This window comes from Mucilaginibacter ginsenosidivorans, assembly GCF_007971025.1.
In the GTDB taxonomy this organism is placed as follows: Bacteria; Bacteroidota; Bacteroidia; order Sphingobacteriales; family Sphingobacteriaceae; genus Mucilaginibacter; species Mucilaginibacter ginsenosidivorans.
The window spans coordinates 1,696,385-1,723,179 of sequence record NZ_CP042436.1; the positions used below are offsets into that span (position 1 = coordinate 1,696,385).

Annotated in this window: 26 protein-coding genes; 13 read left to right on the forward strand and 13 right to left on the reverse strand. The window is 45.4% G+C overall.

All coding sequences use genetic code 11. The features are described from left to right. Positions 1–12 precede the first annotated feature (12 nt). Positions 13–1,659 (reverse strand): tetratricopeptide repeat-containing sensor histidine kinase, encoded by a 1,647-nt coding sequence (locus tag FRZ54_RS07825; RefSeq protein WP_147031076.1) that lies wholly within the window; start codon positions 1,657–1,659, stop codon positions 13–15. An 85-nt stretch (positions 1,660–1,744) separates the two neighbouring features. Next, positions 1,745–1,903, reverse strand: coding sequence for a hypothetical protein (locus FRZ54_RS24395; RefSeq protein WP_187359787.1), 159 nt, complete (start codon positions 1,901–1,903; stop codon positions 1,745–1,747). 495 nt (positions 1,904–2,398) lie between these two features. Here FRZ54_RS24395 and FRZ54_RS07830 point away from each other — a divergent pair, with 495 nt between their 5' ends. From FRZ54_RS07830 to FRZ54_RS07890, 13 genes are all read left to right on the forward strand, one after another. Beyond that, positions 2,399–3,175 (forward strand): hypothetical protein, encoded by a 777-nt coding sequence (locus FRZ54_RS07830; RefSeq protein WP_147031077.1) that lies wholly within the window; start codon positions 2,399–2,401, stop codon positions 3,173–3,175. A 127-nt stretch (positions 3,176–3,302) separates the two neighbouring features. Then, positions 3,303–3,602, forward strand: a complete 300-nt coding sequence (locus FRZ54_RS07835; RefSeq protein WP_147031078.1) for a DUF3892 domain-containing protein — start codon at positions 3,303–3,305, stop codon at positions 3,600–3,602. A 73-nt stretch (positions 3,603–3,675) separates the two neighbouring features. Then, the gene (locus tag FRZ54_RS07840) at positions 3,676–3,885 is read left to right on the forward strand and encodes a hypothetical protein (RefSeq protein ID WP_147031079.1); all 210 of its coding nucleotides are present in this window, start codon (positions 3,676–3,678) and stop codon (positions 3,883–3,885) included. 112 nt (positions 3,886–3,997) lie between these two features. After that, positions 3,998–4,207 (forward strand): hypothetical protein, encoded by a 210-nt coding sequence (locus FRZ54_RS07845; RefSeq protein WP_147031080.1) that lies wholly within the window; start codon positions 3,998–4,000, stop codon positions 4,205–4,207. Between the two features lie 237 nt (positions 4,208–4,444). Further along, the gene (locus FRZ54_RS07850; RefSeq protein ID WP_147031081.1) at positions 4,445–4,987 is read left to right on the forward strand and encodes a hypothetical protein; all 543 of its coding nucleotides are present in this window, start codon (positions 4,445–4,447) and stop codon (positions 4,985–4,987) included. Positions 4,988–4,996: 9 nt separating this feature from the next. Continuing rightward, positions 4,997–6,328 (forward strand): DUF4407 domain-containing protein, encoded by a 1,332-nt coding sequence (locus tag FRZ54_RS07855; protein ID WP_147031082.1) that lies wholly within the window; start codon positions 4,997–4,999, stop codon positions 6,326–6,328. Between the two features lie 3 nt (positions 6,329–6,331). Then, complete coding sequence (locus FRZ54_RS07860) at positions 6,332–7,294, forward strand: DUF4407 domain-containing protein (RefSeq protein WP_147031083.1); 963 nt, start codon at positions 6,332–6,334, stop codon at positions 7,292–7,294. 203 nt (positions 7,295–7,497) lie between these two features. Next, complete coding sequence (locus FRZ54_RS07865; protein ID WP_147031084.1) at positions 7,498–8,910, forward strand: DUF2304 domain-containing protein; 1,413 nt, start codon at positions 7,498–7,500, stop codon at positions 8,908–8,910. Next, a complete protein-coding gene (locus tag FRZ54_RS07870; RefSeq protein WP_147031085.1) occupies positions 8,907–9,410 on the forward strand; it encodes a DUF350 domain-containing protein in 504 nt (167 codons plus the stop codon). Before FRZ54_RS07865 ends, FRZ54_RS07870 begins: the two co-directional genes overlap by 4 nt. Before the next feature lie 612 nt (positions 9,411–10,022). Beyond that, positions 10,023–11,804, forward strand: a complete 1,782-nt coding sequence (locus tag FRZ54_RS07875) for a DUF6119 family protein (protein ID WP_147031086.1) — start codon at positions 10,023–10,025, stop codon at positions 11,802–11,804. Positions 11,805–11,991: 187 nt separating this feature from the next. After that, positions 11,992–12,186 carry a hypothetical protein gene (locus FRZ54_RS07880; protein WP_147031087.1) on the forward strand — a complete coding sequence of 65 codons (195 nt, stop codon included), beginning with the start codon at positions 11,992–11,994 and terminating at the stop codon, positions 12,184–12,186. A gap of 103 nt (positions 12,187–12,289) precedes the next feature. Beyond that, on the forward strand, positions 12,290–12,538 hold the full coding sequence (locus FRZ54_RS24960; protein ID WP_147031088.1) for a LacI family DNA-binding transcriptional regulator: 249 nt from the start codon (positions 12,290–12,292) through the stop codon (positions 12,536–12,538). Positions 12,539–13,005: 467 nt separating this feature from the next. After that, positions 13,006–13,221, forward strand: a complete 216-nt coding sequence (locus FRZ54_RS07890) for a hypothetical protein (RefSeq protein WP_147031089.1) — start codon at positions 13,006–13,008, stop codon at positions 13,219–13,221. Between the two features lie 46 nt (positions 13,222–13,267). Here the strand turns inward: FRZ54_RS07890 and FRZ54_RS07895 are convergent, their stop codons facing one another. From FRZ54_RS07895 to FRZ54_RS07940, 11 genes are all read right to left on the reverse strand, one after another. Continuing rightward, positions 13,268–13,846: a hypothetical protein gene (locus tag FRZ54_RS07895; protein ID WP_147031090.1), complete on the reverse strand. Its 579-nt coding sequence runs from the start codon at positions 13,844–13,846 to the stop codon at positions 13,268–13,270. Between the two features lie 79 nt (positions 13,847–13,925). Then, entirely contained in the window at positions 13,926–14,066 is a 141-nt protein-coding gene (locus FRZ54_RS24400) for a hypothetical protein (RefSeq protein ID WP_187359788.1), read from the reverse strand. A gap of 459 nt (positions 14,067–14,525) precedes the next feature. Further along, a complete protein-coding gene (locus tag FRZ54_RS07900) occupies positions 14,526–15,392 on the reverse strand; it encodes a M48 family metalloprotease (RefSeq protein WP_147031091.1) in 867 nt (288 codons plus the stop codon). Positions 15,393–15,399: 7 nt separating this feature from the next. Further along, positions 15,400–15,792 (reverse strand): hypothetical protein, encoded by a 393-nt coding sequence (locus FRZ54_RS07905; protein ID WP_147031092.1) that lies wholly within the window; start codon positions 15,790–15,792, stop codon positions 15,400–15,402. A 6-nt stretch (positions 15,793–15,798) separates the two neighbouring features. Next, entirely contained in the window at positions 15,799–16,116 is a 318-nt protein-coding gene (locus FRZ54_RS07910) for a hypothetical protein (RefSeq protein ID WP_187359789.1), read from the reverse strand. Between the two features lie 963 nt (positions 16,117–17,079). Beyond that, entirely contained in the window at positions 17,080–17,721 is a 642-nt protein-coding gene (locus FRZ54_RS07915; protein ID WP_147031093.1) for a hypothetical protein, read from the reverse strand. Further along, positions 17,690–18,442: a hypothetical protein gene (locus FRZ54_RS07920; RefSeq protein ID WP_147031094.1), complete on the reverse strand. Its 753-nt coding sequence runs from the start codon at positions 18,440–18,442 to the stop codon at positions 17,690–17,692. Before FRZ54_RS07920 ends, FRZ54_RS07915 begins: the two co-directional genes overlap by 32 nt. Further along, positions 18,435–22,307, reverse strand: a complete 3,873-nt coding sequence (locus tag FRZ54_RS07925; RefSeq protein ID WP_147031095.1) for a hypothetical protein — start codon at positions 22,305–22,307, stop codon at positions 18,435–18,437. Before FRZ54_RS07925 ends, FRZ54_RS07920 begins: the two co-directional genes overlap by 8 nt. Further along, complete coding sequence (locus FRZ54_RS07930) at positions 22,304–24,646, reverse strand: hypothetical protein (protein ID WP_147031096.1); 2,343 nt, start codon at positions 24,644–24,646, stop codon at positions 22,304–22,306. The genes FRZ54_RS07925 and FRZ54_RS07930 overlap by 4 nt, the downstream gene beginning before the upstream one ends. A 488-nt stretch (positions 24,647–25,134) precedes the next feature. Further along, positions 25,135–25,635 carry a DUF4411 family protein gene (locus FRZ54_RS07935; protein WP_147031097.1) on the reverse strand — a complete coding sequence of 167 codons (501 nt, stop codon included), beginning with the start codon at positions 25,633–25,635 and terminating at the stop codon, positions 25,135–25,137. 2 nt (positions 25,636–25,637) lie between these two features. Next, positions 25,638–26,762: an ImmA/IrrE family metallo-endopeptidase gene (locus FRZ54_RS07940; protein WP_147031098.1), complete on the reverse strand. Its 1,125-nt coding sequence runs from the start codon at positions 26,760–26,762 to the stop codon at positions 25,638–25,640. Positions 26,763–26,795: the final 33 nt, after the last annotated feature.

Consider the following 26,795-nt stretch of genomic DNA (forward strand, 5'->3'; position numbering starts at 1 on the left):
AGGGTCTGATAATTAAGCCAGTGGTATAGTGATTTGCAGATGGGCGCCTTTTTCCACCCGGGTATCAAAGATAAGCGCACCGCCTATCGCCTGCATACGGGAAACCGTATTGCGCAGGCCGTTCCCAAAGACAAGATCTTTGGGGAACCCGACGCCATTGTCCCGGTAATCAGCCTGGAGCACCCCGCTTTTCAGATCAAAGGCAATGGTAGCCCAGCTTGCCCGGCTGTGCTTGCTCATATTGACCACGAGTTCCTGGATGACGATCGTTAATTGTGCCTTGATGTCTGCGTTGATCTCTTGCCAGGGCAGGGTATCTATCCCGGTGATCGCGAGTTTAATGGATTGGTTTTTGAAGGCATTTAACAGGGCGTTTAATTGTTGCGGGAAGTCGCCGGAAGGCTGCTGTATTTCATAACTGATATTCCTTGACTGTTCAAACATGACCTCCAGTTTATCGAGTAAGCCGTTCTTGTCGACCTTTTTACTATGTTCAACTTCGCTCATGACGCGATAGATGCCATTGGCGACCACGTCATGTACCTTTTGGGATAAGCGCAGCTCGTTTTGCCGGAGCAGGTTTGCGGTCTCAAATTGGAGCCGTTGTTTCCGTTTTCGGTACCAAAACACAGTCAGCCCGGTTCCCACGATGAACAGGAGCAGCAGGCCGCCGATCAGGAAGCGTTTCTCGGCGTTGGCTTTTTGAAGCTGGAGGTTTTCGGCTTTGTTTTTTTCAACATCGTAACGGATCAGCGCGAACTGGTTTTTTGCTGCGTTGCGTTTGTTGTCGAGGCTGTCCCGGAGCGCCTGGTAGCGCAGGGAGTAGCGTCTTACATCGGCTGGCCCGGAAAGCAGGATCAGTGTCTGCAAAGCCTCGAGTTCGTCGTCGGGGCTCTGCAGATGGCGGGCAATGCCATACATTTGGCCGGCGTATGCGCGGGCGGAGTCGGGATGGCTGTCCCTGTAAAATTCCGCGAGGTTGGCATAGCTGGAGTTCTGGCCCCAAAGATCATGTAGCTGCAGGCGGATGGCCAGGGCTTTCCTGAGTTGTGGCGCGGCGTTGTAACGCGGGTCGTTCAGCCAGCGGGTGGTGGCCAGGTTGGTCAGCGTGCGCGCATAGGCTGTGCCGCCGGTTCCGGTTAAGCGGAGGACCTGTTCGTAACTGGCCAGGGCCTCTGGGTAACGCTTGAGCTTCTTGTAGGCGTTGCCGCGGTTGTTCAAAATGTACGGGCGGAAGGCGGTATCATCGGCAAAGCGCAGGGCGAGCTCGTAATACGGGATGGCTTGCTGGTAATTATGCAGGCGGGTGCAGGTCATGCCCAGTTCGTTGTAATCGGTGGCGAGGTTGTTCCGGTCTTCGCGGCGGTGCTCATCCAGGGACTTCAGGGACTGCGTGAGGCTTTCCTGGGCGCCATAATAGTCGCCGGCATCGGTTTGGAGCATGGCCATATTATAATAGGCCAGGGCGGTTTGTGACTTGTCTTCTGACCGGGAGGCGGACCGGTTGAAGTAAAAGAATGCGGAATCTTTTTGGGTGTCCCGAAAGTTATAGGCTTTCCGGTAGTCGGCCCAGGGGTCTTGAGGCGGCTTTTTTGGCGCTTTCCGGCAGGCCGGGGAAACCAATAAAGCGAACGATAGCAAGAGGATAAGATTTCTCAAGGCTTTTTTTCTCCTAAATTAGGAAAATGGCAGCAAAAAAATAAGGCAGGTTGTGGCCTGCCTTATGCGATCCTCACTTGTTTGCTCAGTGAGGTGGCGGTGGTGGCGGAGGGGGCGGGATATGCCCGTCATCGCCGCCGCTGTCGGTTGCGGTCGTTACGACCTGGTTGCCGGTGGTATTACCGCCTGGGTTATGCGCCGGGCATGAAAATGCCAGCAGGAGCGCTAAGATAAGCTCGATCATTTTTTTAAAATTTAATGGGTTAAAAAATCCTGCAGGCGGCCCGGGGAACTGTCCCCGGGTCACGCTGCAAACCGCGTAAGAGGGCGCCTCTTACATTTTTTTGGGAAGGGATGAGCATTGATCGCGGAAGCTGGTCACCGCTTCCCAGGCCGGCTAATGGCCTCCGCTTTCTTTGCTCGGTCGAAACCGTTCGAATCGGTTTCTGAAGCAAATGTAGCCGGAGGTAACTGGCTTGACAGCAATGATTTCCGGTAATTCCGGTCTTTCCGGCGGGTTTCCGGGAAAGCGTTGACTTTTCCGGAAATTCCGTTAGCTTTACTTGTAATTTTTTTGAAAATGTTTGATGATTATGAGTCGGCGGTAATGCGTGACTGGCAAGAAAAGAAGTCCGCTGGGGCGCTTTCGACCAATCTCAGCCATCCGACGCCTGGAAAACTCAAAAAGGAATGCCTGCTGGCGTTTGACCTGCGCTATGATCAAAAAGACGAGCGTGCGTTGCGTTCTTTTTTTGAGCCGAGAGCGGACCGGGAGGCCTACCGTCTGGCGATCAGGAAATGGGAGGCGGACCGGTTCAGGCCGCTGAATTTGGTTCTGAACGGGAACGTCGGGAGAACGGATGAGAAGAATATAGAGTTACTGGCCTGGCTGATCGATTTTAAGGCAAGGCCGTATCATGTATGGCTGAAAGTGGCTGGACCCTGTGCGGACGATGCCGGTCAGCAGGCAAGGCGGGCGGGGGAGGCCGCCGGAGAAGTAACGGGCACGGGGGATAACGAACGGCAGAAGCCCATTGCCGGGGATGTTTTGGACGGTGACGATCCGGCGGTGAACGGTGAAGGGGAACCGGATGCTGCGGATGAAAAAACCGGGCGGTTTTTCCGGCGTGGTGACCGCAAGCTGGTATTCTTATGCTTATGGCTTGCGGCCGGTATCGGGGGCTATTTTCTGGTGCACTATTTCTGGCCCGCAGGCCCGAAGGGTTGTATGATCTGGGCCGGGGATCACTATGAGCCGGCTGATTGCGGGGATAGATCTGCGGCGATACCGCTTCGCGCGATCGACCATGAGCTGGTCGATTATTTTAGAAGGATCACGCGGCCGGATACGCTGACGCCTTTTTCGATCGGGAAGGTGTGGTATGCAAAATACCACGGGCGGGTAGAGTTTTATACTGGGAAGGGGAGTGGGTTGCACCCGCTGGATTCTACGCGGCGGCTGTTGCCGATGACGGACTATATTCTGGAGAAGTATATTTATCATATCCGGAATTAGGTGCCCCGGAGTATTCCTTAGCTTTCGAGTTTATTTGGTTTAAAAACTGCTTTTACGGTTTCCCGTAAGGAGGGGGTGATTTTGCGGTTTATTTTTGGGTGTTGAATGATTTTTAATTGATCAAAAGATGGCGCAATATAAAATATCAGGGGTGTGGAAGAGTTCCCAGGGGACGATTACGCACTATGCGATGCATGAGGTGTCGGGAGGCACGATTTACAGGGGTGTAAAGACTGCGAAAGCAGATGCGGTCAGGCGACTGAGCATTTCCGGTAATTCGGCGGTGACCTGGCTTTGGAACTACCCGACCTCGTTTTGGCGGGATGGAACGCGGGTGGAAGTTGTTGGCGGCAGTTACCTGAGGACGGTTCATGACGGAACCGTGATAGATAACCTGTCGCACCTGATCAATTACGAATGGCTTTAACAGTAGGCACGCCCTGCTGGAATATTAAATACCCTAACTATTATCCTAAATAACTTTATTAAAATTTATCGGCATGAAAAAGAAATACTACGTTAACAAACACGCGCAAAGCAATGGCGATCACGAGGTGCATGAACAGTCCTGTGTTTATTTGCCCGCCGAACAAAACCGACTGTACCTGGGTGAATTTTATGGTTGCAGGGACGCGGTGGACGAAGCTAAAAAAACATACAAATCGGCCGATGGCTGTAAGACCTGTTCGCCTGGTTGTCATACGAGATAGCAGGACATCCGGTGATTGCAGGCGTGCAGCATTGTGCTGGTAAATAATTAAATTCATATAAATATTCACCACCAGATGAAGCTTGAATGCCTTGTTTGATAACCTGTTCACGATGAAAACACTTATATTATTACTAGCGCTTTACCAGGGAGGGGGCCACTTCCGTCCGGACTCGGTTTATGTTTGCGATAGTCCCGGTGCAAAGAAATACCATTTGAGGGCGGATTGCCGGGGCTTGGGCAATTGCCAGCACCGGGTGGTGAAGATCACGCCGGCGGAGGCGAAGAAGCGTGGTAAGACGTTGTGCGGCTGGGAGAAGTAAAGTGCTGGCAAGTGTAGCGGATGAACAGGTATGGTCCGGGACAATTAGCAAACAACCTAAACCTTATCCTTATTTCAGCCCATAGTTTGGTGCGCCGGCAAGGCTGGGAAATTAGGGTGTTTTCACGGGTTGCGGGGATGGAATTTTGATTTTAAATTTATAGCAGTTGCTTAGAACAACTGGCCTGACATTAAACGATCACAACAGACTTATCTCCGATTTTTTCCTGTTTCGAAAATGAGCAAGCTGACCTTTAAAGAATACTTTCGCGTTTACCTGGGCTGGTGTTGGCTTGCGCTTCGTTTTAAAAGGCTGCGGTTTATTGCCCTGGAACCTGATCAAAAACTGCTGTTTGAAGGAGCGGCCTTCCGGCTGATCTGGCAAATAGAAGGGGCGTACCGGGTCAAACTGTTTATTGGCGATAAAAAAGTGGCTGCGTTTCTTCCGGAGAGGGTGCCACTTATCCCCACTGGTTACGCCGGCGAACTGCGGGTCAGGGCCTGCGGCGTTTTTGGCTGCGAGGAAAAAACGCTTTCCTTACCGGTAAGGTCGTTTATTTATCGCGAGGCTCCGGTCCTGTTGCTGAAGCGGTCTTTCCCGGCGCAGCCTGCGATGGTTAACGGCCTGTTGATCAGGCTGGCCTACCGGCAACCGGTTGCGCCGCAACCTTCGGTGATAACGCCCGGGATCACGCTGGAGGGCCCTCTGATGAAACGCGAAGAGGAAATGTTGCAAAACCGGATCTTGCTTTTCCAGGACCAAATGACCGTAAATTCTTAATCACCTGATATGGAAACGAACTATTATAAGAATCCAAAACCGACCTGGCTGATGAGGCAGTTTTGGAAGGTGTCCGGCGCTGACCGTTATATCCTGGAAAAGAGCACGTATTCGGACCAGGTGAAATATACCTGTATGGGGGGCATCGTGCTGGCCACGGGGGTAATGGCAGCCCTGGCCGGGGGCTATGCGTTTTACACGATCTTCGCACCGAAGGGTGACGCGATCGACGACATCAATACGATCGTCAAATCGGGGCATTACGACCCGACCGATATGCCGACGGCGATCCTGGCGGCGGTGTTTGGCCTGATCTGGGGGGCGATCATCTTTAATATCGACCGGTTTATTGTCACCAGCACGGGCAAGGGCGACGGGACGGAAGCGATCACGAAGCAGGAGTTGAAAAGCGCGCTTCCACGAATTATCATGGGCACGATCATCGCGCTGACGATTTCAAAACCGGTGGAGATCCGCATGTTTAAAAGCGAGATCGACGCGAAACTTTACCAGACCCAGCTCGAGGCGCAAAAGGAGTATGAGATCAGGACACGGAAGAATTTCGAGGACCGCATCAAAGACCTGGATAAAGAGAACGCGGGTATCCAGGACCGGATAGATAATTTTATGAAGGTGATCGCCACAAAAGACTCGCTCTGGAACGTGGAGACCTCCAAGGGACAGGGCGGAAGAGGGGAGGGTGAGGGCCCGATGGCGAGGTCCTATAAAGCCGAAAGGGACCGGGTGGAGGCGGAAAAGAACCAGTTCACGGAAATGAACAAATCCAAGATCCTGGATATCGAGCGCCGGCGTGCTGCGATGAACACGGAACTGGAGGCCGCCCTCAAAAAAAACAAGTCCGTGTCGGCGGGCCTGGACGGTTTACTGGAAAGGATTAAGATCGCGCAGGAGCTGGCGCCGGGGATATCGATCTTTATTACGCTGTTGTTCATGGCGATCGAGCTAACGCCGATCTTCTTTAAGCTGATGCTGATCAAGGGTCCGTACGACTACCTGGAGGAAAATATTAAGGACCTTGTCAAGGCCCAGAACGGGATCGAGATACAGCACGATTATTACAAGGATAAAGAAGGTATCGAACGGGAACTGGTGATCCATCACGAGGTCGAGCGCATGACGAGCATGAAGGCCCGGGTGATCGAGGCGCAAAAGGAATTGAATGAATACATTATCGATCAGTGGAAAGCGAAGCAAAAACGGCAGATCGACGGGAACCTGGAGGCCTATGTCAGCACAGTGCTGGCGGAAGAAATTGTTCCGGACGAGGCGGGGGGCGAAAGTATTACCCATGCGGATAAACCAATACAGCCGGAGGCGTAAACAATGGCGGGGATCACGGAATATTTTTGTGCAAGGAGCGGGGAAGATCTTTGGGTGATCAACAATTGCGGGCACAAGGGCATCCGTGACCGGTTTGCCCTGGTTGGGGCGATTGCGGCGCTGGTGTACTGCATGAGCTTCCTGTCCTGCTGGTATTCTTTCCGGATGCTTTTTGACAATGGGTTGCTGGCGGTGCCGGTCTCGCTGTTATTTGCCTGGATGATCAATAATATTTACACGGTGTTGCTGACCACCTTGTCGAAGCCGGTGCTGCGGGTCAGATACCAGGGTGTGATCAAACACCTGTCTCTTTTTTTAAGGATCAGCTTCATAGTTTTTTTTGCGGTGTTCATCTCGAAGCCGCTCGAGGCCTGGGTCTTTGAGCCGCAATTATCGCAGCAGGTTGAAAAGCTGAAGGAGCGGGATATTCAAAAGTCGGAAAGACAGCTGAACGATCGGACAAGGGAGGCAGAGCAAAAGATCAGGGCGGCTATCGGGAGGAAGCGGGCGTTGCACTACCCGGAAGCGGACCTTGAGCCGCTGCTCGCGCAACTGGAACGGCTGGACCGCGAAAAGGAGGAGGCCCTCGCCCGGGTACGTTTTGTGATCGGCAGGGCGGATTTCTTTGTCCAGCGCCTGGAGATCCTGGCGGGCAGGGGTATATACAGGCTTTCCTGGTTGTTTACGTCGGTGGTTATCCTGTTGTTCCTGCTGCCGATCTACCTAAAATGGCGGTTAAACTTCTCCAATGTTTATTTCCGGGATAAGCGGACGATCTATGAAGGGATTGTCAACGGCGCTTACCGGGATTTCAAGGCGGAGTACCGCAAAATATTCCTGGAAAAATACGGGGCCAGGGTGGACATCATCGAAAATTACACCGATCCGCCTTTTAATACGGAAAGAAAAACGGATGGGCGTGTTTTTAAAACGCAGGAGGACTTTTTAGACCGTTTTTACGCATGAGCAGCTACTGGACCGAAGAAGAGATCACGACCCTGCAGCGTACTTTTATCAAGGGTGCGTTTTCCGGGAAATACCATGCGCAGCGTCAGGAGGAGGATTCGCAGCATCACAGTGAACTGTACAGCATGCATATCTACGAGGGGGAACTGAGTATCAACCAGGTGCGTAAAGAGGAGGAGGGGGATTTCCCGGAAGCTGGCGGTTTGCGGTCTTTCCGGGGGACGGTCAGCCAGCCGCTCAATTGCTATGATGCGCAGTCGGGCGCCTATTTTCAGTTGCAACTCGAGGAGCTCCGGATCGCGGGGCCGGAGTTGTCTAAGATCACGCGTGAAGGCACGGAGCACCTGGGGACGATCACGGGGACGCTTTACGGTTACATCAGCCGGTGGGTGCCGGCTAGGGTCCGCACGGAGCATTTCCGGGAAGATACCGTGTCGGCGGCAGGTAAGGCTGAGCCGCTTAGCTGGGCGCGGACGGACGCTCATGAATTTAAACGGACTGGCAGCCAGCGTTTCCGGCGTGACCGTTATGTTTCCGGCGCAACTGCTTACCGCTGGGGGAACTGGTATGCGGTCGACGGCGGCTGGTCTTTTTCCGGCATGCTGCAGTTTCTTTGGGTTTTGCTGTTTGGAGGCCTGCTGGTGGGTTTTTTGATCCGTTTATCCTGGGTGGGGTTGTTATTGGTGGGCTTTTTTTTGGTGGTTTTCCTGGTCTCCAGGATCAGCCGGTTGGGTGTCGGCAGGGCGTTCTTCTCGGTTTTTTTTGGTTTGCTCTTTTTGATCTATCTGCTGGCGGTCAGTGTTTCGCTGTTCCGTTCGGCGTCTGCAGGGCATCCGGTAGTGAGGCAGGCGCCTGCCCCGGACGACCGGGATTATACGCATACGCAGCCGGTGACGGCTGGGGCACGGGGTGCGGGGCATCCTGCGGAGAAAGGCGATGAGTGGGTCGTTCATCACCGGGCCTGGTCGGATCTGGATGGTAACAATTATGAAGGGGACGTGCGGGTGCTACGTTCAGTGTATGAGCAGGCGGGGGCGGAGCATCGCCGGCTGGCGGGGCTGAGTGGTTTGCCCGAGGTGTACCGGTCGATGGCGTTGTCGGATGAGGGGCGGCTGGATGGGGTTTATGCCTTGTTCGATAGCCTGCAATTGGTGAATCACCTGGATAGTACGCGTTTCGCGGGGATGCTGGTGAGTTTTGTGCAGGATATTCCTTATAGTTCGGTGACGGACGGGTCGTGTCCGGAGCGGGGGGGGAGTGTGTCAAGCGGGCCGGCAGGTGAGCCTTACAATTGTATCGGGCAGGTGCCCTACGGGGTGCAGTCGCCGGTGGAGTTCATGGGGAACTTTCAGGGGGATTGTGATACGCGGACGCTTTTTTTATTTACGCTTTTTGACCATTATCATTACCGGGTGGCGATCCTGGGGAGTGAGTCGTTCCGGCATTCGCTGCTGGGGCTGGAGTTGCCGCTGCCGGGTTCGGCGAAGATGGCGGGCAATGAACGGTATGTTTTGTGGGAGACGACTTCGAGGGGGTTTAGGGCGGGTCAGCTGAGTCCGGAGATCGATCACCTGGATTATTGGGATTTTAACTTGGTAAATACGACTTCATCATGAAAATATCTTTTTTAATAGCGAGTGGTCTCGCGCTGGCGCTTGCCGGGCTGTTGAGTTACCTGTTGCTTACGCTGATCTCGTCCGGGTTCCGCAGGAAGCATTATGCGGAGGGGGCCCCTAACCTGGCGCAGGGTTTGGTGCTGGCGGGTAAATTGCTGGCGGGGCTGATACTGGTATCGGGGGTGTTCGGGCCGCTGCGGGATTATTTACTGATCACGGCGGGTGGGAAGGAGGTTTTGTCCTGGGCGCTGTTCAGTTTCCTGCTGTTGTGCTGTTGTGTGGCGGGTGTGGCTTATGTGCTGGTGTCGGCGTTCGAGGGATTTCTCTCGGGAAGGGTGTTTAAGGGGAGGTCGCTGGTGGTGGAGCTGGCGGAGAATAATGTGGGGGTAGGCGTGGTACGTGCGGTTCTGGTGGTGGGGCTGGCGGTGGTCTTTTTGTTTTCGATGTCGGTGTTTATCCAGGCTTTTATCCCGGTGCCGGCGGTGGTAAGTATCCGGTGAGGTACCGGCGTAGATGATATAACAATGAGGGTACGAAAACTTGGGTTGAGGTGGGAAAAATAGAATAATTGTTCAAAGGTTTTGCCAGGGGGCCGCACCGTTTCTCTTTACGGGAATCCGTAATGGGCCGGAATTGTAATGATTTATATTTGCTGCTGTAAGCTATTGGAAGCAAATTTTAAACTTAAAAAATTCAATGTTATGGATAAGTTGGAAGCGATTAAACCGGGCCCAAAACCAAAGAAAGATGATGGGCAAGACGACAGGAGACGGCGGGTGGATCCGCCGAATAAGCCAAAACATCCTGATTTGAAACCGCACATCCATAAGCCCAAAGCTTGATAAGTTTGAATTGGTAATTTTGGTCAAATGGTTTTGTGTGAATTTTGATCGGTAATAAACGTATGTAACAGTTTCGTAAATGCTGTTTTGGGTAGTCCCGCTGGGGTTCGAACCCTGTGAGAAAAAGCAACTATTACCAATAGTTTATGCTATCAACTTTTGACATGTATCGCAAAGTATAGGGAATTTTTCAGGTTTTTCGAGTTAGTAGTAACACTCTAAATGTTGTTTAATATTCTATATATTAACTTAAACCTTATGCAATAATTTATGCCGCAAAAGATTCAAAACAGTTTTTACCTGCTTAAAGAAGAGGTTAATATTTTTAACAACAACGCTGTAAAGTATACGGTGCAAAAGGTGGATTTAACATATCTTAAGAAGCTTTTTAAAACACGAAAATACAAGGAGCAAGCCCTTAAAGCCAACCTGAGTGCAGCTTATGATGTGTACTTGTTTTATAAAAGAAATACCACACCTGTAAAGTGGAAAGACTTTATTGAAACCATCGCCGATCCGAATGAGGATATCTTGAAAAATCGTATCGGACATTCCGAAAGCTATATTCTACTGTTATATAATAAGACATCGAAACAGTTCTACTGCTCAACCGGTGGCTTCGGGCATGTCGATATCATGGACGTGGCAACAAATGATCTTGGTATTCAAATCCTGTCACGCATTGTTAAAGCGGAAGACAAAGCCCTTCGATCCACCAAAGAAAAAACCTTTACGGGCAATGTCGAAGGCGCAGTCAAGTTTTTCAGGAATGAAAATAACTTTTACGACAATGAAAGTTTTGGTATGGTCTACAATGAATTACGTGCTGCACTTACTAAAGCAAAGCTGGTTAAACATTTCGGGTTCTCCGTTAATGATTTGCGTTCCAATAATCTCTGTATTGCCAAAAACTCCTTTTCGATCAAGAAGTCGGTATCATTCAAAGAGCTGTTGCGTATCATTGATTCTTGTGAGAAGATATTGAAACTTCCGATTGCGGTTGAAATTAATTCGATTACCAAAATCGATAGGAAAGACTCGGCGCTGATTAGCAGCCTGAACAAAGACTTGGATAAACTTATTTATGCCAATTATAAAAAAGTGGCAGACTTTGTCAGCGTTGAGATCAGCCACAAGGAATTTGAAAAATATTATTTGTCTGACCAGACCAAATTATCCTTAAAGATAAGCCGCAAGTCGCATGAGGTCGAATATGAAGCGCCAATCCGGGACATCCAAACCATTCTCGATGAGATCAGAACCTTAAATTCAAAGCTGACTAAAGATGAATTAGATCTGATGCTCGACAACGGGACCATTCAGACCTTTGATGCAGACGGGACTCTCCTCACCACAGATACTGTCAGGCATCATTATTGTACGGAAATTAAACAGGGCCTGAAAAGCTATTTCCTGATCGAAAAGGATTGGTATGAAATCAGCCGGTCCATGATTGATAAAATTAATGTAACCTGTACCAATTTTGTAGTCGAAAAAAAATATACAGGTCCGGCAATGCCTAAATGGCCATCAACGCAATCGGAAAATGCGTTCAACGCTTCACTTCTCGGTACGGCGAATACCCTTGCATTTGATTTGATTACTCCGCTAAATATCGAAGTTTGTGATATTTTGAGATGGGATAAGGATAATATTTATTTATACCACGTAAAAAAGGGCTTTAATAATTCTATGCGTGATCTGTGCGGGCAGATAAGTATTGCAGCCAGAAAAGTACTAGAAGATTCTAAAAATAAATTTGCATTTCTTGGGAGCTTGTATGATGCTTTAGCGGCAAATAAGGGTGCTTCTAATTACTACAAAAAAGCACGAAAAGAATTGGCAAAAGTTTCAAGATTAGATTTTATAAAACTTTTCCAGGAACGAAAGATTGTTTTTGTCCTAGCGGTGCAGGACAGAGCAAAGTCAGTCAGAACACTTGAAAAAAATATGGCTGATTTTGATTCGAATATTGCTAAGTTCTCGCTAATTGAGTTAACACAGAAAATGAGAAATTCGGAAGTGGCGTTCGAAATTTTGCAGCTGGCGTAATAACTATGCTAAGCAATATCTTAATTTGCCTGACTATTTGCTTCATCCTTTAATATCAAAAATTTGAAATCCAAAACGTCGTAGAAGAAATCACTGAAGCTTCAACAACTGTGTTATCACTATTTGCCTTGTTATAGTAACTTCATCCTTAGTTTAATGCTTCAAATTATTTAGGTATTTTTATATTATGGATACCACCGATCAACCTAAACCAAACACGTCCGATATTCCTAAAAAAATATTCACTCAATTAATTGAAGAATTAAAGAAGTCTGAAGTTCCAATTACAGTAATTGAGCAGCTTGAAAAAACCATTGTGACAGATCGGAATTTCACAGAACAGGCACTTAGGATAGCGCTATCACCAAATGCCGGCTTATGATACTGTTCAGAAAGATTGAAGTCTTTAAATTTCGTGGGATTAGACACCTCGAAATAGACTTTAAAAAGAAAAACTTTGCAATTTGTGGTAGATAGGCTGCCCAATGAAAAAGAAGACGTCTATAAATGACATCGCCAGAGATTTGAACTTCGCCAAGTCAACGGTATCATTTATATTGAACGGAAAAGCCAAACGAAAAAGGATCAGCGAAGAATTAGCGGAACGAGTGCTGAAATATGTTAAGGAGAAAGGATATAAACCAAGCCACCTTGCGACGAGTTTGAGTACAGGCAAGACTAAGGTGATCTGCCTCATGGTGGAGAAGATTTCCGATTTTTTTTTTCGCATATAGCTTACAATGTCGAGGAACTAGCCTGTAAGAAAGCCTACAAGCTATTTTTTTGCAGCACCGAAAATGATACATCAAAGACTAAGGAGTTGATCAGTACCATGTGGTCCGGGAATGTTGATGGCTATATGATAACTCCATCCATTTGAGCAATTCCCCTGTCAAAGCATCAACCGCCTGTCATATTGCGCGCTCATAGCCCATAAAGTCCCTCTTTTCTCTGTTTGTTTCGACTCATCCTAAAAAGGGAAATTTAGATAATCCGGCATGCAATTTTTTTATGCAAATCGGCAACGTTGATAATTAAATGCCGGCAACAACGTAACTATCTGTGGCCGAAGCCGTAATTTTAAGGTATGAATGATAATCCTGATCACAATTCAAATGAGTTCAGCTCCCTTTTACGACTTGGGGCATTTTTTTTAACCGCCTACGCGGTCAGTTCAATTTTTAAACGGGATCACGATACCATGAACTACGTTCTATGGCACAAGAACCATATTGTATATAATGGCATTTGTTATGAGGACCGGATGGATGCGCGTCTGAATGAACATGAGGTCCGAGGGCTCGTTTTCGATGAATATGATTTCGACGATGCCAAACCAAGAGAAAAGGCTCTGACGATCGAAAGAAAATTGATCCGTAGGGACAGGCCCAAATGCAATATCTGCTACAATAATTAATTTCAGGGGTTGGAAAGCCGCAGGCGAGGCCTGCGGCTTTTTTTTCTCAACGCTTTAGTGTGTGCATTCTGCGCACCGTGTCCGAATAGATCCCTGCCGTGTTAATGCTATCAGCTTGCCCAATGATCTTATCTTGCAGAACTTTGAGGCGTTGGTAACTTGCCTCAAATATTTTCGTTTCCGCATCGCTTGGTGTGATCCAAGCCTTTCCGTGCCGTTCGACGTGCTTAGTGAACAAGGTATCCGCCTGGTAGTCGAATTCATATAAGTTTTTGAGCGTATCCGGCCCGACATAACACGACCGGAGACCGGCCATATCATCCCAAAACTCATCGACTATTTTGTCTGTGAACGTGTGATAATCGGTTTCTCCCGGTACTTCCTTGTTGTAGAACACGTCATGTAATGCATATAAATAAACAAGCGAGTTTTTTCTGAATATCCTGATGCTGTTGATTCGAAACTCAAGCGTTTTCTGAAGTTTGAATTGGTTTTCCGCCTGTTTGTCCTGATAGGTGTGCAACAGGATATAGGATAAGGCACCGATAATGGCCCAGGAGATAACGCCTTGCAGCAGATCGTAGCGCCACTTGACCCAATTTTTCCATTCTTCTTCTTTTTTCATTATTTACTGGTTTGTTTTATGAATATCGCTGGTACAATCGTCACAAGCAACGTCTAAAACACCTGATTTTCAGGGTTTTTTAACCCTGATTTTCTCCGCTCAGCACCGTTGTTAAGGACAACCGGGGCATTGCCTGCAGGAACAGGCCCGGGCTTTCCGCTGTATCTTTTTCAAAAGATGCCGCTTCAATCCTTAATGCAGTACCGATTGATTTTTTCATGCTAAACGGGTAAAAAGCGCAGCGAAGGCTAAATTTATAGGCAGGCCGTGTCAATTTTAGTACGAAAAAAAGGGCATTTTCCATCCGCCTTGCTGTGGCTCGGGCGGACGTGAAATTCGCTGCGCTTTTAACACCCCTGCCCAGTTTCCGGCCCGCTTTGTACGGGCAGTGCAGCATGGCCTCCAAAATGTGCATTTGAGGCTTCATGTTTTATCTAAAAAAGATAAAACATGAACACAGTCTTCTTATTGTGTTTTAGAAGTTCCACCCTTTTAGGACTATTGCCTCATTCAGCGGGAACGCGCGAAATGTAGAACTTTTTGGAGGATATAAAGTCTACCCGATTACTGTCTACCATTTAGTGTATGACCATTTAAGCTGGGCTGGTGCCATCAAAAAAAGCGTTTAATTCATATTTCGCTGCTGATACGGTGAATAACACCGACAAGAAGCTGAATATTAATGCTGTAATGCAAGCGTACCAGCAACGCCGCTTCTTACTCTTATTTGTTGTGTTGTAGACGGGATATTATTCGACCATCTATCACTCCATGAAATATTAACTGTATAAACGCCGGCCTCCAACTCGTAAACACATTGTTTCTCCCCATCACTTACGCTTATAGTTTTGATAGCGCCATTTTTACCCTCTTTAAGAATTGTGACGGTGGCTTTATAGCCAACTCTGTCAGCGTTCTGAAAGCAAAAATCACCGGTTTCGGCAGATTTTGTCGCCAGTTTTGGTGTGATGGTATTTTGACATCCGGCGTCATTAAAGCCTATTGAAAAAGCATCAATTCTGTCGCTTTGAGCTGGATATAATCCTGTACTTTGAGCAGGACATTGTGTTAAGTATAGCCCTTTTGCATCTTCCAGTTTGAGGCCGAGTTTACAAATGACACTTCCGGCAAACTTATCAGCATCCAGTTCGTCAATTGCCCTGTTAGAATCCTTAGTGAAAAGGTTATTATTTAAATGATGTGCAATTTCATGAGCCAATATTGCAATTTTATACGTTTCATCGCCCAATGAGGCAAAAAAGTGTTGATTATAATATATAATCCGATTGTTATTAAAATCAATTAAGGCACATGCAGTAGCTGTTGCACTTGAGCGTTCTACAGTAAAATTTTTACTTATTCCCGATACCTGACAAATCCTTTTAATATACTCAAGTGCTTGATTGTCTGCTCCCCAAGCGTAACCTTCAGCAGGCGGATCTTCTTTACTAAACCCGCAACTTCGCTTGATCGAAATTTTATGTTGAGCAAATGCACATAATTGGAACGATAAAAGCATGATTGAAATAATAAACCCCTTTTTCATACTCCGTTCAATTAATCTCAATATTTTGAACTGCAATTTTTTTATGGTGGACTCTTAGCGCTTGTAATGTGGAGTCAATTTGAGCATCTTTAAATCCTCTAATTTTGATTTCATCAACCCAAGAATAATTTTCAAGTAAATAAGCTTCTATTTCATTGATCTGCTTCTCTAGCTTGGTTAAATTTTCCGAATTTTCCTTTGTTTGTAATCTTTGTAAGTTAGAGTACTTAAATATAATTAGATACTTGTAAGCAAGGACATAATTGTTTTGCTTAATACACTGCCTTGCCATATTTAAACCTCCGTAGTCAACATTTATGCTATTTTGACAGTATGCATATCCAGAACTTAATGAGATAATTATTGTAAAAAAAAATATCCATAGACCACGTTTTTTCATGATTTTTTATTTGAGTACTATTGAATCATTATTAATCTTGAGAGAATCTATATGTTTTTGAGAAATCGTTCCTGGAGATCTGTGACGAGAAATGTCATCTGAACTTAAACCTTTAAAAATCGTAAAGCAAATAATGACTGTACCTAAAACAACGAAATAAGTTCCGGGCAACGCCTTCTTTAAAATTAACTTGTTATTTTTAAGCGATACTTCGAAATTGCCTCCGTCAACAAATACCCCTTTTACGAAAAGCTTGTACCCTAAAAAGATTATTGAAAAGCCAACAATTAAGCAGGTAATTTTATAGTAAAAGATATATTCCATCTATATAGCTTTATTCGGTTTAGATTAGATAATTAATAAAGCTAAATATTAAACATTTAAGGATCAAATTCTTGGCAATTTTTATTCTAAAACTTTCCTTTACAAGAACGAGTTGATTGAATGCAATGTGGAGATAAAAGAGATTTATATTTTATATCATTTCTGAAGCTTTTAATTGTGTCCAAATGATCCAAAACGAAAACATGATATTACAATAGAAGAAGTAAAATCATGTTCATGGTTCGCTCATTTTTCAGACGAACAAGCCACTGAAGTAATACGTACAATTGAAGAATTGACTAAGATCGCGTATTATGAATATCGAAAGGAAAAAACAAAAATAAGGATTGATGGAGCTATTAACGATGACAAATATTGGCCGAATCCTTAATCGTCTTGGTTCTCAACATATTATGGATTTTTGCCGGTTGGGTTAATTGAAGCAGGATCGAACTTGTAAATTTTTATATATCAAATACTTACTTGATCTTTACTAATTGAGAATTAAATGTAAAAAATAACAAAGCCTTGAAAGTACTTGATCCTCAATAGAGAAGCCTTAACTTTCAAGGCTTTTTGCCGATAGAGTAGCCCCTAGGGGAAGCTTTTCGAACCCCTTTTTCGCAGACTTAAGGCTTTTAGCTGCATCTTGAATTATCGCAAGGAATTCATAATCAATTAATTAAATATTTTAGGTTTGCCACAACGCGCCAACTTTAGTAAACAGTACCAAAAGAAAAGGTCAATCTCAATCGCCGTCCAAAAATTGATCGGAAGCATATTTTGCTCAGCTTGGTTCGAGTCCTGCACCCGCTGCCAAGTAATCTGGGCCCCGACAGGACTAAAGTCGAACCGCTTAATGGACGATTTGCGATTATTTGCCCAATTTCAGTAGTTCGATCTTGTTTCAGACTGACTATGAATTTGAGCCTAAAACAGGATCGAACTACATTCTGCTTAAAATTAATTGTTTCTGGGAGCTTTGAAACTTCTATATTTTTTTGTCGTTTTGCCTGATTTACCTTTGATTGAATCGAGTTTCTTGATAGTCGCTATTTGAGTGTATGCTATAGAATCTATCTTGGTATTTAACCGATCGAACCGGCCCGAGACTCTTTCTTTTATTAAGCTGTCTAAGCTGTTCAATAATGATATATTCTGCTGGCTAGCTTCTGTCGCCTCGATCTGGTTTGACCAGCCGTTCATAAAAACAGCAAGGAAGAGAAGCAGGATGGCAAGGGAAAAAAACCGGAAAAACCGGCTTACAATTTTATCGTTTTCCCACCCGCAGGATAGTTTCCACCTTTTTTCAAATGCGGCTACGCTGGATCTCCTCGTGCTTTCTACATCATCTAGTTCTCTTCTAAAGATCATTAATTGGTACACGCTATAAATTACCCCAAAGTAACCAAGGATAGCCAGCTCAAACCGCCAGCCCAATGACTTTTCCCCTGTTAATATATTGACGACTGCCGCAGTGATGATACCTACAAAAATTCCTAAAAAGGTGTTGTTGAAAAAACCGGATAGTTTGATATAATAGCGTTGTCTCCACTTGGGTTCAGCTTCCGGTTCAAATACTGGCAATGAGTTTGTTGAGTCCATCTTTGATTCGTTCGTTGGATATCGTAAATTGTTTGGTTTCCAGGGTTTGCAAAATTTTCAAGTTTGCTTCCAAGCTTTGGTGGGATTGAAAGAGCTTATGCTTAAAGGCAATTAATAATTCTTTCAGTTCCGGGGCAGGTTCATAAACAGTATGCAGCCTTTCTATGATTTCCAGTTGATTGGAGAAGTCACTTTTGCCGATGAAGCCCGGTATGATCTTTTTCACGTAATTCTCAAAATAGGTTTTTTCGAGATTTTCAAAACCAGCGTACCCTTTTTCTACCCATTGAATATTTTCGTCATTGGGCATCGTATCCTTGACTCTTTGATCGTTCCGCATCGTCCTGCTCAGAAAAATAGTTGGCATTTGTTTAAAACTGCTCTCTTTATTTTTTAAGGCATTGACCAGTGTGATCCCCGTTCCGCCTTCATAACTGCCGGACAGTGTGAAGTCAATTAAAAAGAGTTCGACCCTGCTCGCCTGGATATAATCAACCAGTAATTCTAAAGCACTGTCTTTACGCGCTTGCTCATAATAAGGGCCGAGGTAGACACGTATCCAATCAAGCACACGCGTATAGTCGTCCGTTTTGGGGTAAACATCAAACCTTTCTTCATGGGTATCGTATTTCAGAAAATCGGATTCATCTTCTAAAAGTTTGGTCAGGGTCTGGAACTGCTTGAGTTGGTTCTCAATGACCAACAGTCTTCTTTTAATCATTGCCGGTCATCTCCTTTAACCGAATATGTACGATAAACTCGCCGAATGATTCTCCCGCCGGCCTGTCCTTATTGTCAAAACTGATCTTGCCTTCCAGATAATTGTTTACTAAAGTCTTGATCAGGCTGGTGCCGGACACGGGATCGTCCGTTTTAATGTTATTATTTTTATCATTTAGTTTTTGTACGTGATCCTCAAGAACCCTCGGGCCTGTGCTCGTTACATACAGGTCCAGAAAACGTTTGTCTACTTCAGTGCTGATCTTGAACTGGACGGTTAGTTTATTTTTAAGCAACGGATCGTCTCCCGGCATCGGATGCCACCTGTTTTTCTTGGCGTTGACGAATAGTTCAAAACAGATGAGTTCCAAAATATTCCTGCTAAAGGCAAAGGGCAAACGGTTTTTGTCTGCTGAAAACACGGGCAAAAAATCGACTGGATTTTCAATTCGGAAATTCTCGTAGATATCATTGGCCATATCCTTCAGCGAGTTTAAGAAGGCCTGGTCAATAGCCAGGCTACCACTGACGTGGTAAAATTGGTTAAATCGCTCTTTGATTTGGTCCATGGTGTTATTACGCACCGCAGAATTGAAGAGGATGATCATCTGCAATTGCTCGAGGTTCAGTGCGATACGGCTGTAGACACTTTTAAGCGGTCCGCTTAACGATAGCGATTTGATCATTTCTTTTCCGTGGCCGGACAGTAAGGCTAAACGTTTGGTCTTTTCAGAAAGCAGCCAGGCGTGATATTCATCATTTTCATGGTGCGACTCTAGGAACAAGCTTAGCGCCGGCCGCACTAAGAGCAAATATTTGATAAGGCTGGAAGAGGTGAGTGTGTCCTTGGGAGATTTGAAGTAAAAGCCAAGTAGTCCCTGCGTTCGGTTATCGCCCTTGCGGTCAGCCCGGTTTAGCCTAACCAGCAGCAGGCTGTTGATTTCGGTAGGCAGGAAATCGACTTGAATACCGGGCATAACGCACGCTTTATTGATATCATACTGATCGATCCATTGCTCCTTTACGCCCAGCTTTTTGAGCTCGATAACCGTTTTGCGATAAGTACCCGATTCATCTAGTTGCCCGTCCTGGAATTGCTGGAGATACGGGTTACTTTCCAGCCATTTATCATCATCAAGTTCTTCTCTGCCCTTATGGTTTCGGTTATACACCAGCATCGTATCGGCTCCTCTCTTAATCGATAAAAAGGAGCCGATCATCGAAGGGCCTCCCATCGGGTCGTCAAAAAAGTCTTTAAGTTTTTTTATGATCAATTCGGTCCTGACAGCGAGTTCATGTTCTTTTTTGTACGCGTCAAACTGAAAAAAATACATTAACCACAAATAATTCAGCAATAAGGGACTGGAAGAAGGATCTGAAAGATTACCTTTAAAATCCGGGAACGCTTCCGCGTTGCTGTAATTGACGAGGTTTTGGTATTTATAATGGCCGAAAACTTGCTGTTTTCGTAAAAGTGCTTCTATCGGCCCGGTAGATTCGTTGATCTCGTCCTCGGCATCCTTCCTTGGTTTGTAGAGCTCCGGCCATGCTTCCTGTTTGCGGATAAAATCATAAAATCTTTTGACCAGTATGCCGTTTTCAACGGTCAGTATCCGAATTAATTGCCGGTAAGCTGCGTTGCCTTTGGACGCTTCCTGGAGCAATAACGACTCCAGCTTAATGCCCCGGCTTTCATTTTGCAACAACAGTTCTTTGATCTGGGCGGTATAAAAAATAATGAAGTCTTTCAGATTGGTCAGCCGGGCTTTGACGACATCCCTGGCGTTTATATTGACTTCTTTAAACATGTCGCCCTGATCCTTTATTTTCTGTTCCGCCAGATCCAGGTCTTCCTGGACCTTGATTTTTAATTGGTCAATAACGTTTTCCAAGAAAAAATCGCGGAGAAAACTGAACATTTTTTTAGAGATCAGGTAATTGGAATTTAACAGGCCTACCCGCCTGGTCAGGAACTTAAAGTGTTCAAAATCGTCATAGCTTAGAGTTCTGCCTTTTTTTTGTAGCGCTCGGATATAATTATCCAGCAATTTTAATATCCACTTAAAAACCACTTTTTTTAATGGTTCGTACTGCACAAACGGTGATTGCGTTAGCACCTTTAATACGGCGGCCTCGTCTTCAGATATCCCCACGCCTGAAGCCACATCATCATAAACGGCGAACTGAACAGGCCGGTTGGTTTCGGCATATAATTGCTCTTTGAAGGCGTGAAAATCCCCGAAATCGTCGCTGCTTAAACTATTGGATGCAAAGTAATTATAAATCAGGTGCGTTGCTTCCAGCATCCGAAGATGCCGCTCTTGCTTTAAAGGCGATTTAGTGTCACGCTCTTTGATCGCCAATTTTGCTGCCTGCTCGGTAAAATGCGTTTTCAAACTATCCAAAAAAGAATCCGAGGTCAGGTCGCGGTACCGCCGTTGTTCGATCAAAAGCGGGGACTCTTGGTCGTGGCTTAGGGAGGTATATAAATGAAGGTTCGCAAAGGCAAATATGCCGTTGGGCTGGGTCAACTTGCGCTCAACGGAATTTACGGTGAACGCCTGTGCCTTATTGAGTAGAAAAAAAGCAGCAGTAATTCCTTTAGTAGCACCCCCGGTTTTACTTCCTGCCATAGTCTGCTCAATAAACTCGTAGATCTTCAAAAAAGAGGAACCGGATTTCAAAGAATCATCTACAAAAAAAATCTTGTCCGCCCGCCCGATCTCCCGGCCATATACCATTTCGAAATTTTGAATATAATCATTGGCGGGGTCGTAATGGATGATCGTGGCCGCCGATGAAAATAATTTTTCATTGACCAGGTTGATAAACGCGGCGTTGGAATAATGACAATTGGAAGCGATCATCACATGGTCACTTGGGGAAATGATTTTTTCATCGGTCATCGTTTTCCTGCACGTGTCGAGCCAGGAATCAATTGCCGCGTAATTTTTATTTAAAAAATCTTCCGTCTTGACAGAGAACAGGAAGTGGCTGTTATTACGGGTGTGATGACCATAAACAATCAGGTCAGGTGTCAGTTTAAATGGCCGGCGGTTATCGTCTTTCTCAATGTGACGCCCTTTCGGTAAGTCAAAAATGAGCGATGGCGTAACGGCCGTCTTGTCTGTTTCAAAAAGCGGGCGTTCATCCAACAATTCCTTATTTTGTAACTCCGGAAAACAATGATTGCAGGACTCAATGCGTTGCCAGGCGGATTCCAGCGATAAGAAATATTTTTGGGTGATCTTACTTGGATTTCCCTCGCCGTAGGTTTGGATAGTTACGGTTTTTTTTAAAGCACTTTTTTCCAGCCAGCCAAACTCCCTTTCTAATTTAGATAGCAAGTCGTTTTTGTTCGGCCCGTCGGCGATATAAAGTATATTATAGTGTTTGGGGGTTACTTTCAGTAGCTTAAAAGTCTTTTGAATTTTTTCCTGTATTTTGATCGATGTACTGAAGGTGCTCGCAATGGGAACAATAATGAGTGCATTTTGCTGAAAACTGGTTTGGTTAACCAGTTCCATCTCTTCCGAATCCAACACTAAACTGTGGTTCAATTTTTCATAGCTTAGTTGCCATTGCGTACGCAAGAATTTCTCCACAAGGCTCAAGAGTAATTCGGAATAGATACCGTACCCGACCAAGGTTAATCCTGTCCCGCGAATGCGCCGTAACGTAGCGCCATCCGTCGTCTCGATGATCTCGTTGGCGAGGATAAAAGCCATTCTTGTCGCAAAAAAACTGTTTTGGAAAAAACGCTTGGCATAATAAAATTCGCTGATATGTATTTTTGAACCAATTCGAAAATGAGAACCAGCTATTTTATAACCGGATAATTGAGCAATGCTATTTACCGGGTTCATGATTCATTGGTTAAGGTTAGCGGCTGGATATGATTTTCAAGTAGCACAATTGAATTATGTTCAAAAAACGATATCCCGAGTTTGCTTTGCAGGATCACATCCAGCGGTAGTAACACGTGGCGGTTGTATAAAGCGGGGCTGGACGGATAGGGCTCTATCTGGGCCACCAGCCCTTCTTTATCATCTCTTTCAATAAAAAAGCTGGAATAATTAAAGCTGGTGGAACTGATCAGTTTATTCATGACCAGGTATTCATCAAAAGTCTCCCCCCAAAGAATATCAGAAAAATAGAAACGGTTATTGCGGACGAGTGCATAACTAAAGAAAATAACCCCTGCGTGTTTATTCCAAAAAGGGAAAGCGTCTTGTTGCTCTTGAAAGTCCTTGTTCAGGATGATCAATTCCTCTAAAAGCTGTGAGGCGATATTACTGACCATTAAGGGTATTTGCGGATAAGTATCTTCCCAGCGGCTAAGCAGGCGCAATAACTGGCTGCTATCCAATTGTACTTCGTCAAAGTCGAGATTAAACAATAAAGATGATCGCACACCGTAACTTTTAAGCTCTTCAATGAAAGGCTCCAAAAATTCCCATAGGATTTGCTCGTCCGCCCGGTCGTTCACCGTACCTTCCGGCAAGGCGATGGTAACGAGGTTCCTTCTTTTTGCAATGGGTTTAATCTCCTTGTCCGTCCTGGAGTTCCAGGTCCTGACTTTAAAGAGCTCTTCCAATCCAAGTATATCTTCTTGTGTGGTCTCTGTCGGTAAGATAATACGGTCAGGCAGGTGGGGTTCAAAATCCTGGCTGGGAATGATCGGGAAGACGATCTGAAAGGATGTTCCAAAAGAAACGGCGTTAGTATAAGTCAAGATGCCTTGCTTGCTAATGATCGCCGTTTCTCTCGGCAATGTCAGGCCTTCGGTGGCTGCGAATAACAGACCATTATTTTTCTTCACTAATTTGGTGAAGATATTGAAGCCCCAGTGCGCGATCGCCCTTTTGGTTTGTTGATGGAGCGGCTTGATCCCCGGTGGATGAAGCAGGTCTTTAAATGAAAACTTACCGCTGGTGATCAAATCGATATCTTCTTGTATCAGATTTTCGAGGTCTTTATTGGCTCTTAGTTTTTGTTTAAAACTTTCGCTATTCTCCAACAGTTTCCGGGTGACGCCATTTTCCCCCAGATCCGCTACGCTGATCTCTAAAATATCCCGGAATATCGCGGAATGCCTTTTATCGATTCCTGCAAAATAATCTGCGAACACGTCCAATTGTTCCAATTCACTTTCCAAAAAAGCTTTCGCTATATTTTTCTTGTAGATCCTTCCGGTTATCAGCCCCTGTCCGGAAACCGTGTGCTGGGTAATGTTTTTGATCAGTTCCTTTAAGCCATATACTGCTTCTTTCGTAAATTTCCAGGTGCTTAACAGTTGGTTGAAAAAGTGGTCCGCATTGGAAAAGCGCAAAGTGTGCGAAAAGCCGTCTGAACCGATAATAGTAGCGAATATGAACTGCGCGATTAGGGGCTGATCACTGATTTCGTCGATTAGGAACTTTATTTTTTCGTAAAATTGGTATTGTTCGAAAATTTCTTTGCCGTCTTTCTTTTTGATCCCGATATGCCCCGATTTAACGTCCCGGTTTTTTTTCTCTTTATCAAAGCGATACGGCTGGTCGAGAAAGATATTCAGCACCTTAAGCTGATTTAATATCCCGTAAAACGCCAAGCGCCCTAAATCAACAATACACGAGGGTTGGTTCCGGGGGTCAGTGCTTTCGGTGATTTTTAAGGTTATATTTCCAAGTAATAAGTTATTGTCGGTATCGTATTCGCAATTTGCGGGTAATGATTGAAGGGGGGTATCCGGCGTTAAATTATTTAACCGCGCTTCAAACAATAAATCATAAAGTAATTTATCCTCGCGATTTACATATAGTAAAGGCATAAATTGACTGGACAGCACAAACCAGTTAGTTGGGAACTTCGTAGCGGTATGAAGATCGAAATCATGTATTTCTTCCCCAAATGATACTTTAAATACGCCCGATTTGGTCATTAAATAGGCATAGGTACCATATTGATATAAAATATATTGAAAACCATTATGTCGCGGTTCATTATTTAGCGGAAATTCCAATAAAAATTCGATATCAGGCCGCGCCTGCTTGCATAAGATCAGGTACCCGATATAGCGAATATCTAATTTCACAATTTCAACCGTTGCCGTGATTTTTAACAGCTTATCCACCGCATCCTTATGAATGGCTAAGAATGCGGCGTAAAGGTTGTCGATATCTTTGCTGGCAGGATAAGAATTTTCTATAACTAATTCAGGCATAGGGTTATTTAATCCATATATATGGAAAATAATTTGAAAAAGAAAATATCTGATTGAAAAGTTCTATTCGTTAATATTTGATTAATTTACCGGAAAAATCTTTAACCCGGTAAGGCCAGCAGGCAAAGCGGGATTTACTAAAATTTTTCCGAGATAAGTTTTATTAAATTTGACTACCAGATTTTGCTGAATTAGATCGAATTTGAAAGGTCTTAAAAATAATTTATCTAAAAAATTTCGATGAGCGAAGCCTATGCTAACTGATTTGGAAAAAGTTGTAAGGATAAAATTTACTTAACATAGTAAATATTTACTTGTTGACATAACGTTCTTATGCTGTGAGAGGGGGCAAAGAATTTCTAAAGAACCGTCTAAAGGCGACAACGCAAATGTATTTGATAACAACTGGAAAACCCTTGTAAATTTCTAGCTGATCTATCCGGTTATAAGCCGTTCTAAATGCATCAACCATCTTTTGACGCTGCTGCCTAAAATTGCTCATTCAATTCCCTAAACATCGCTATGGTGATCAGGGTGCGTACGCCGAGCAGGTTACAGATATCAGGGATCTTAACATTGGCTATCCCGGCGGGCTGGCTTACCTCGTGCGTGACGATGGGGAGACCCTTTTGCAATGCGTGAGCAATCAGCCAGGCGTCGGCTTCATCTTTGTCAAAAAATGTACTGAGCGCGCTCTGACTGTAAGGCGGGATACGGCGACTGGCAGTCTGGATCACTCTTGCATAGTCGGCCATGACGCTGCCGGAACTATGAAAGAAATCTGGCTGAAGGTTGGCCGCGCACCAAAGGTGGAGGGCATCTTTATTGCGGCCTAATTCGCCTTTTACTTTATCGATGCTGGAGATTGTGCCTTCATCTGCCAGTTGTTTGAGCTTCGCCCAAAAGCTGGTCGCGACATCAAGCGGGTAAGTCATCCGGTGGGCCTGTATAAAGCAGTTGCTGTCGAGTAAGTATAACGGCCCACTCATGTTCAGAAATTATTGTTCATGAAATGCTGGTAGGTGTCCCCTTTCAGCCCAGTCAGTTTATAAGCGTCGCGGTATAGCAGTTGGGTTTCTTTGACGGCCTGGTTGACCAGCCCGGCAAAACGAAGGCCGAGCCGCTTCTTTTGCGTCAGGTAAAAATCACCCCCGGAAGCTTTTTCTTTTTGTTCCTGCAGTTTGACCTTATAATGATTATACCAACCGAAAAACTCCTTCTTGGTGATCTTCTGATGATCTAATGCGCGCCGTGCAATGACTATCCGGCTAACTTTAAAATAAGCCGCCAGCTTTGGAATGTCTTTCAGCTCCTCCCACTTCCGGCTAAAGGAAACACCGGGCACCAGCAGTTCGGCTGCCACCTGGTCACACAACTGTTCGATCGGGTCGTCGGCGGGCAGCAATTGCTGCATGTCAAAACCGGCGCTTTTACCGAGCCAGATATGCGCCAGTTCGTGCATGATGGTAAAGATCTGCGCAGCTTTACTATCGGCGGCATTGACAAATAAGAATGGCGCGTAGGTATTGACCAGAACAAAACCCCTGCATTCTTCGACCGCTATGCCCCGTTTATTAGAATTTTCAACGACGCTATTGAAGCTAAGGAATATACCGGCTTCCTCGACGCGGGAACTTAGGTGGTCAAGAGCTTCCTCGTTTTTTTTATGCAGGCTGGCCCATTCCGGTTCCAGTCCGAGCGTTTTCCGGATATCCGCGACGATGATTTCCGGGTCATTAATTTGGGCAAATTTGCCGACAAATGGCACCTGCGGTGCGTTGTTTTCTTTTAAATATTCAACGAGCCAGTCTTGTCTTTTCTGCATCAGCAGTATGGTATCATACAAATTCAGGCTAACCTGGAAGGTTGTGGTGTTACCGGTCCTAAAAAAGGGGAAGGCTAATTTTTCCTGGGGAGGTTGTTCCAAAAATAAATAGCCAAAAGGCAGATGGACCTTTTGGGAAAAATCCTCCAGTTGTTTTTGGGTGGGTAGTTTATCGCCTTGTAGCCAGCCAGCGAAGACAGGGAATTTCAGCATAAATTCATCCGTATTGTAGCCTGCCCGGCCGATGGCCCAATCTACGATCTTTAGGTTTGGCGTGATTCCGATATTCATATAGCTTTAGTAAAAGTACAAAACGGGATGCTA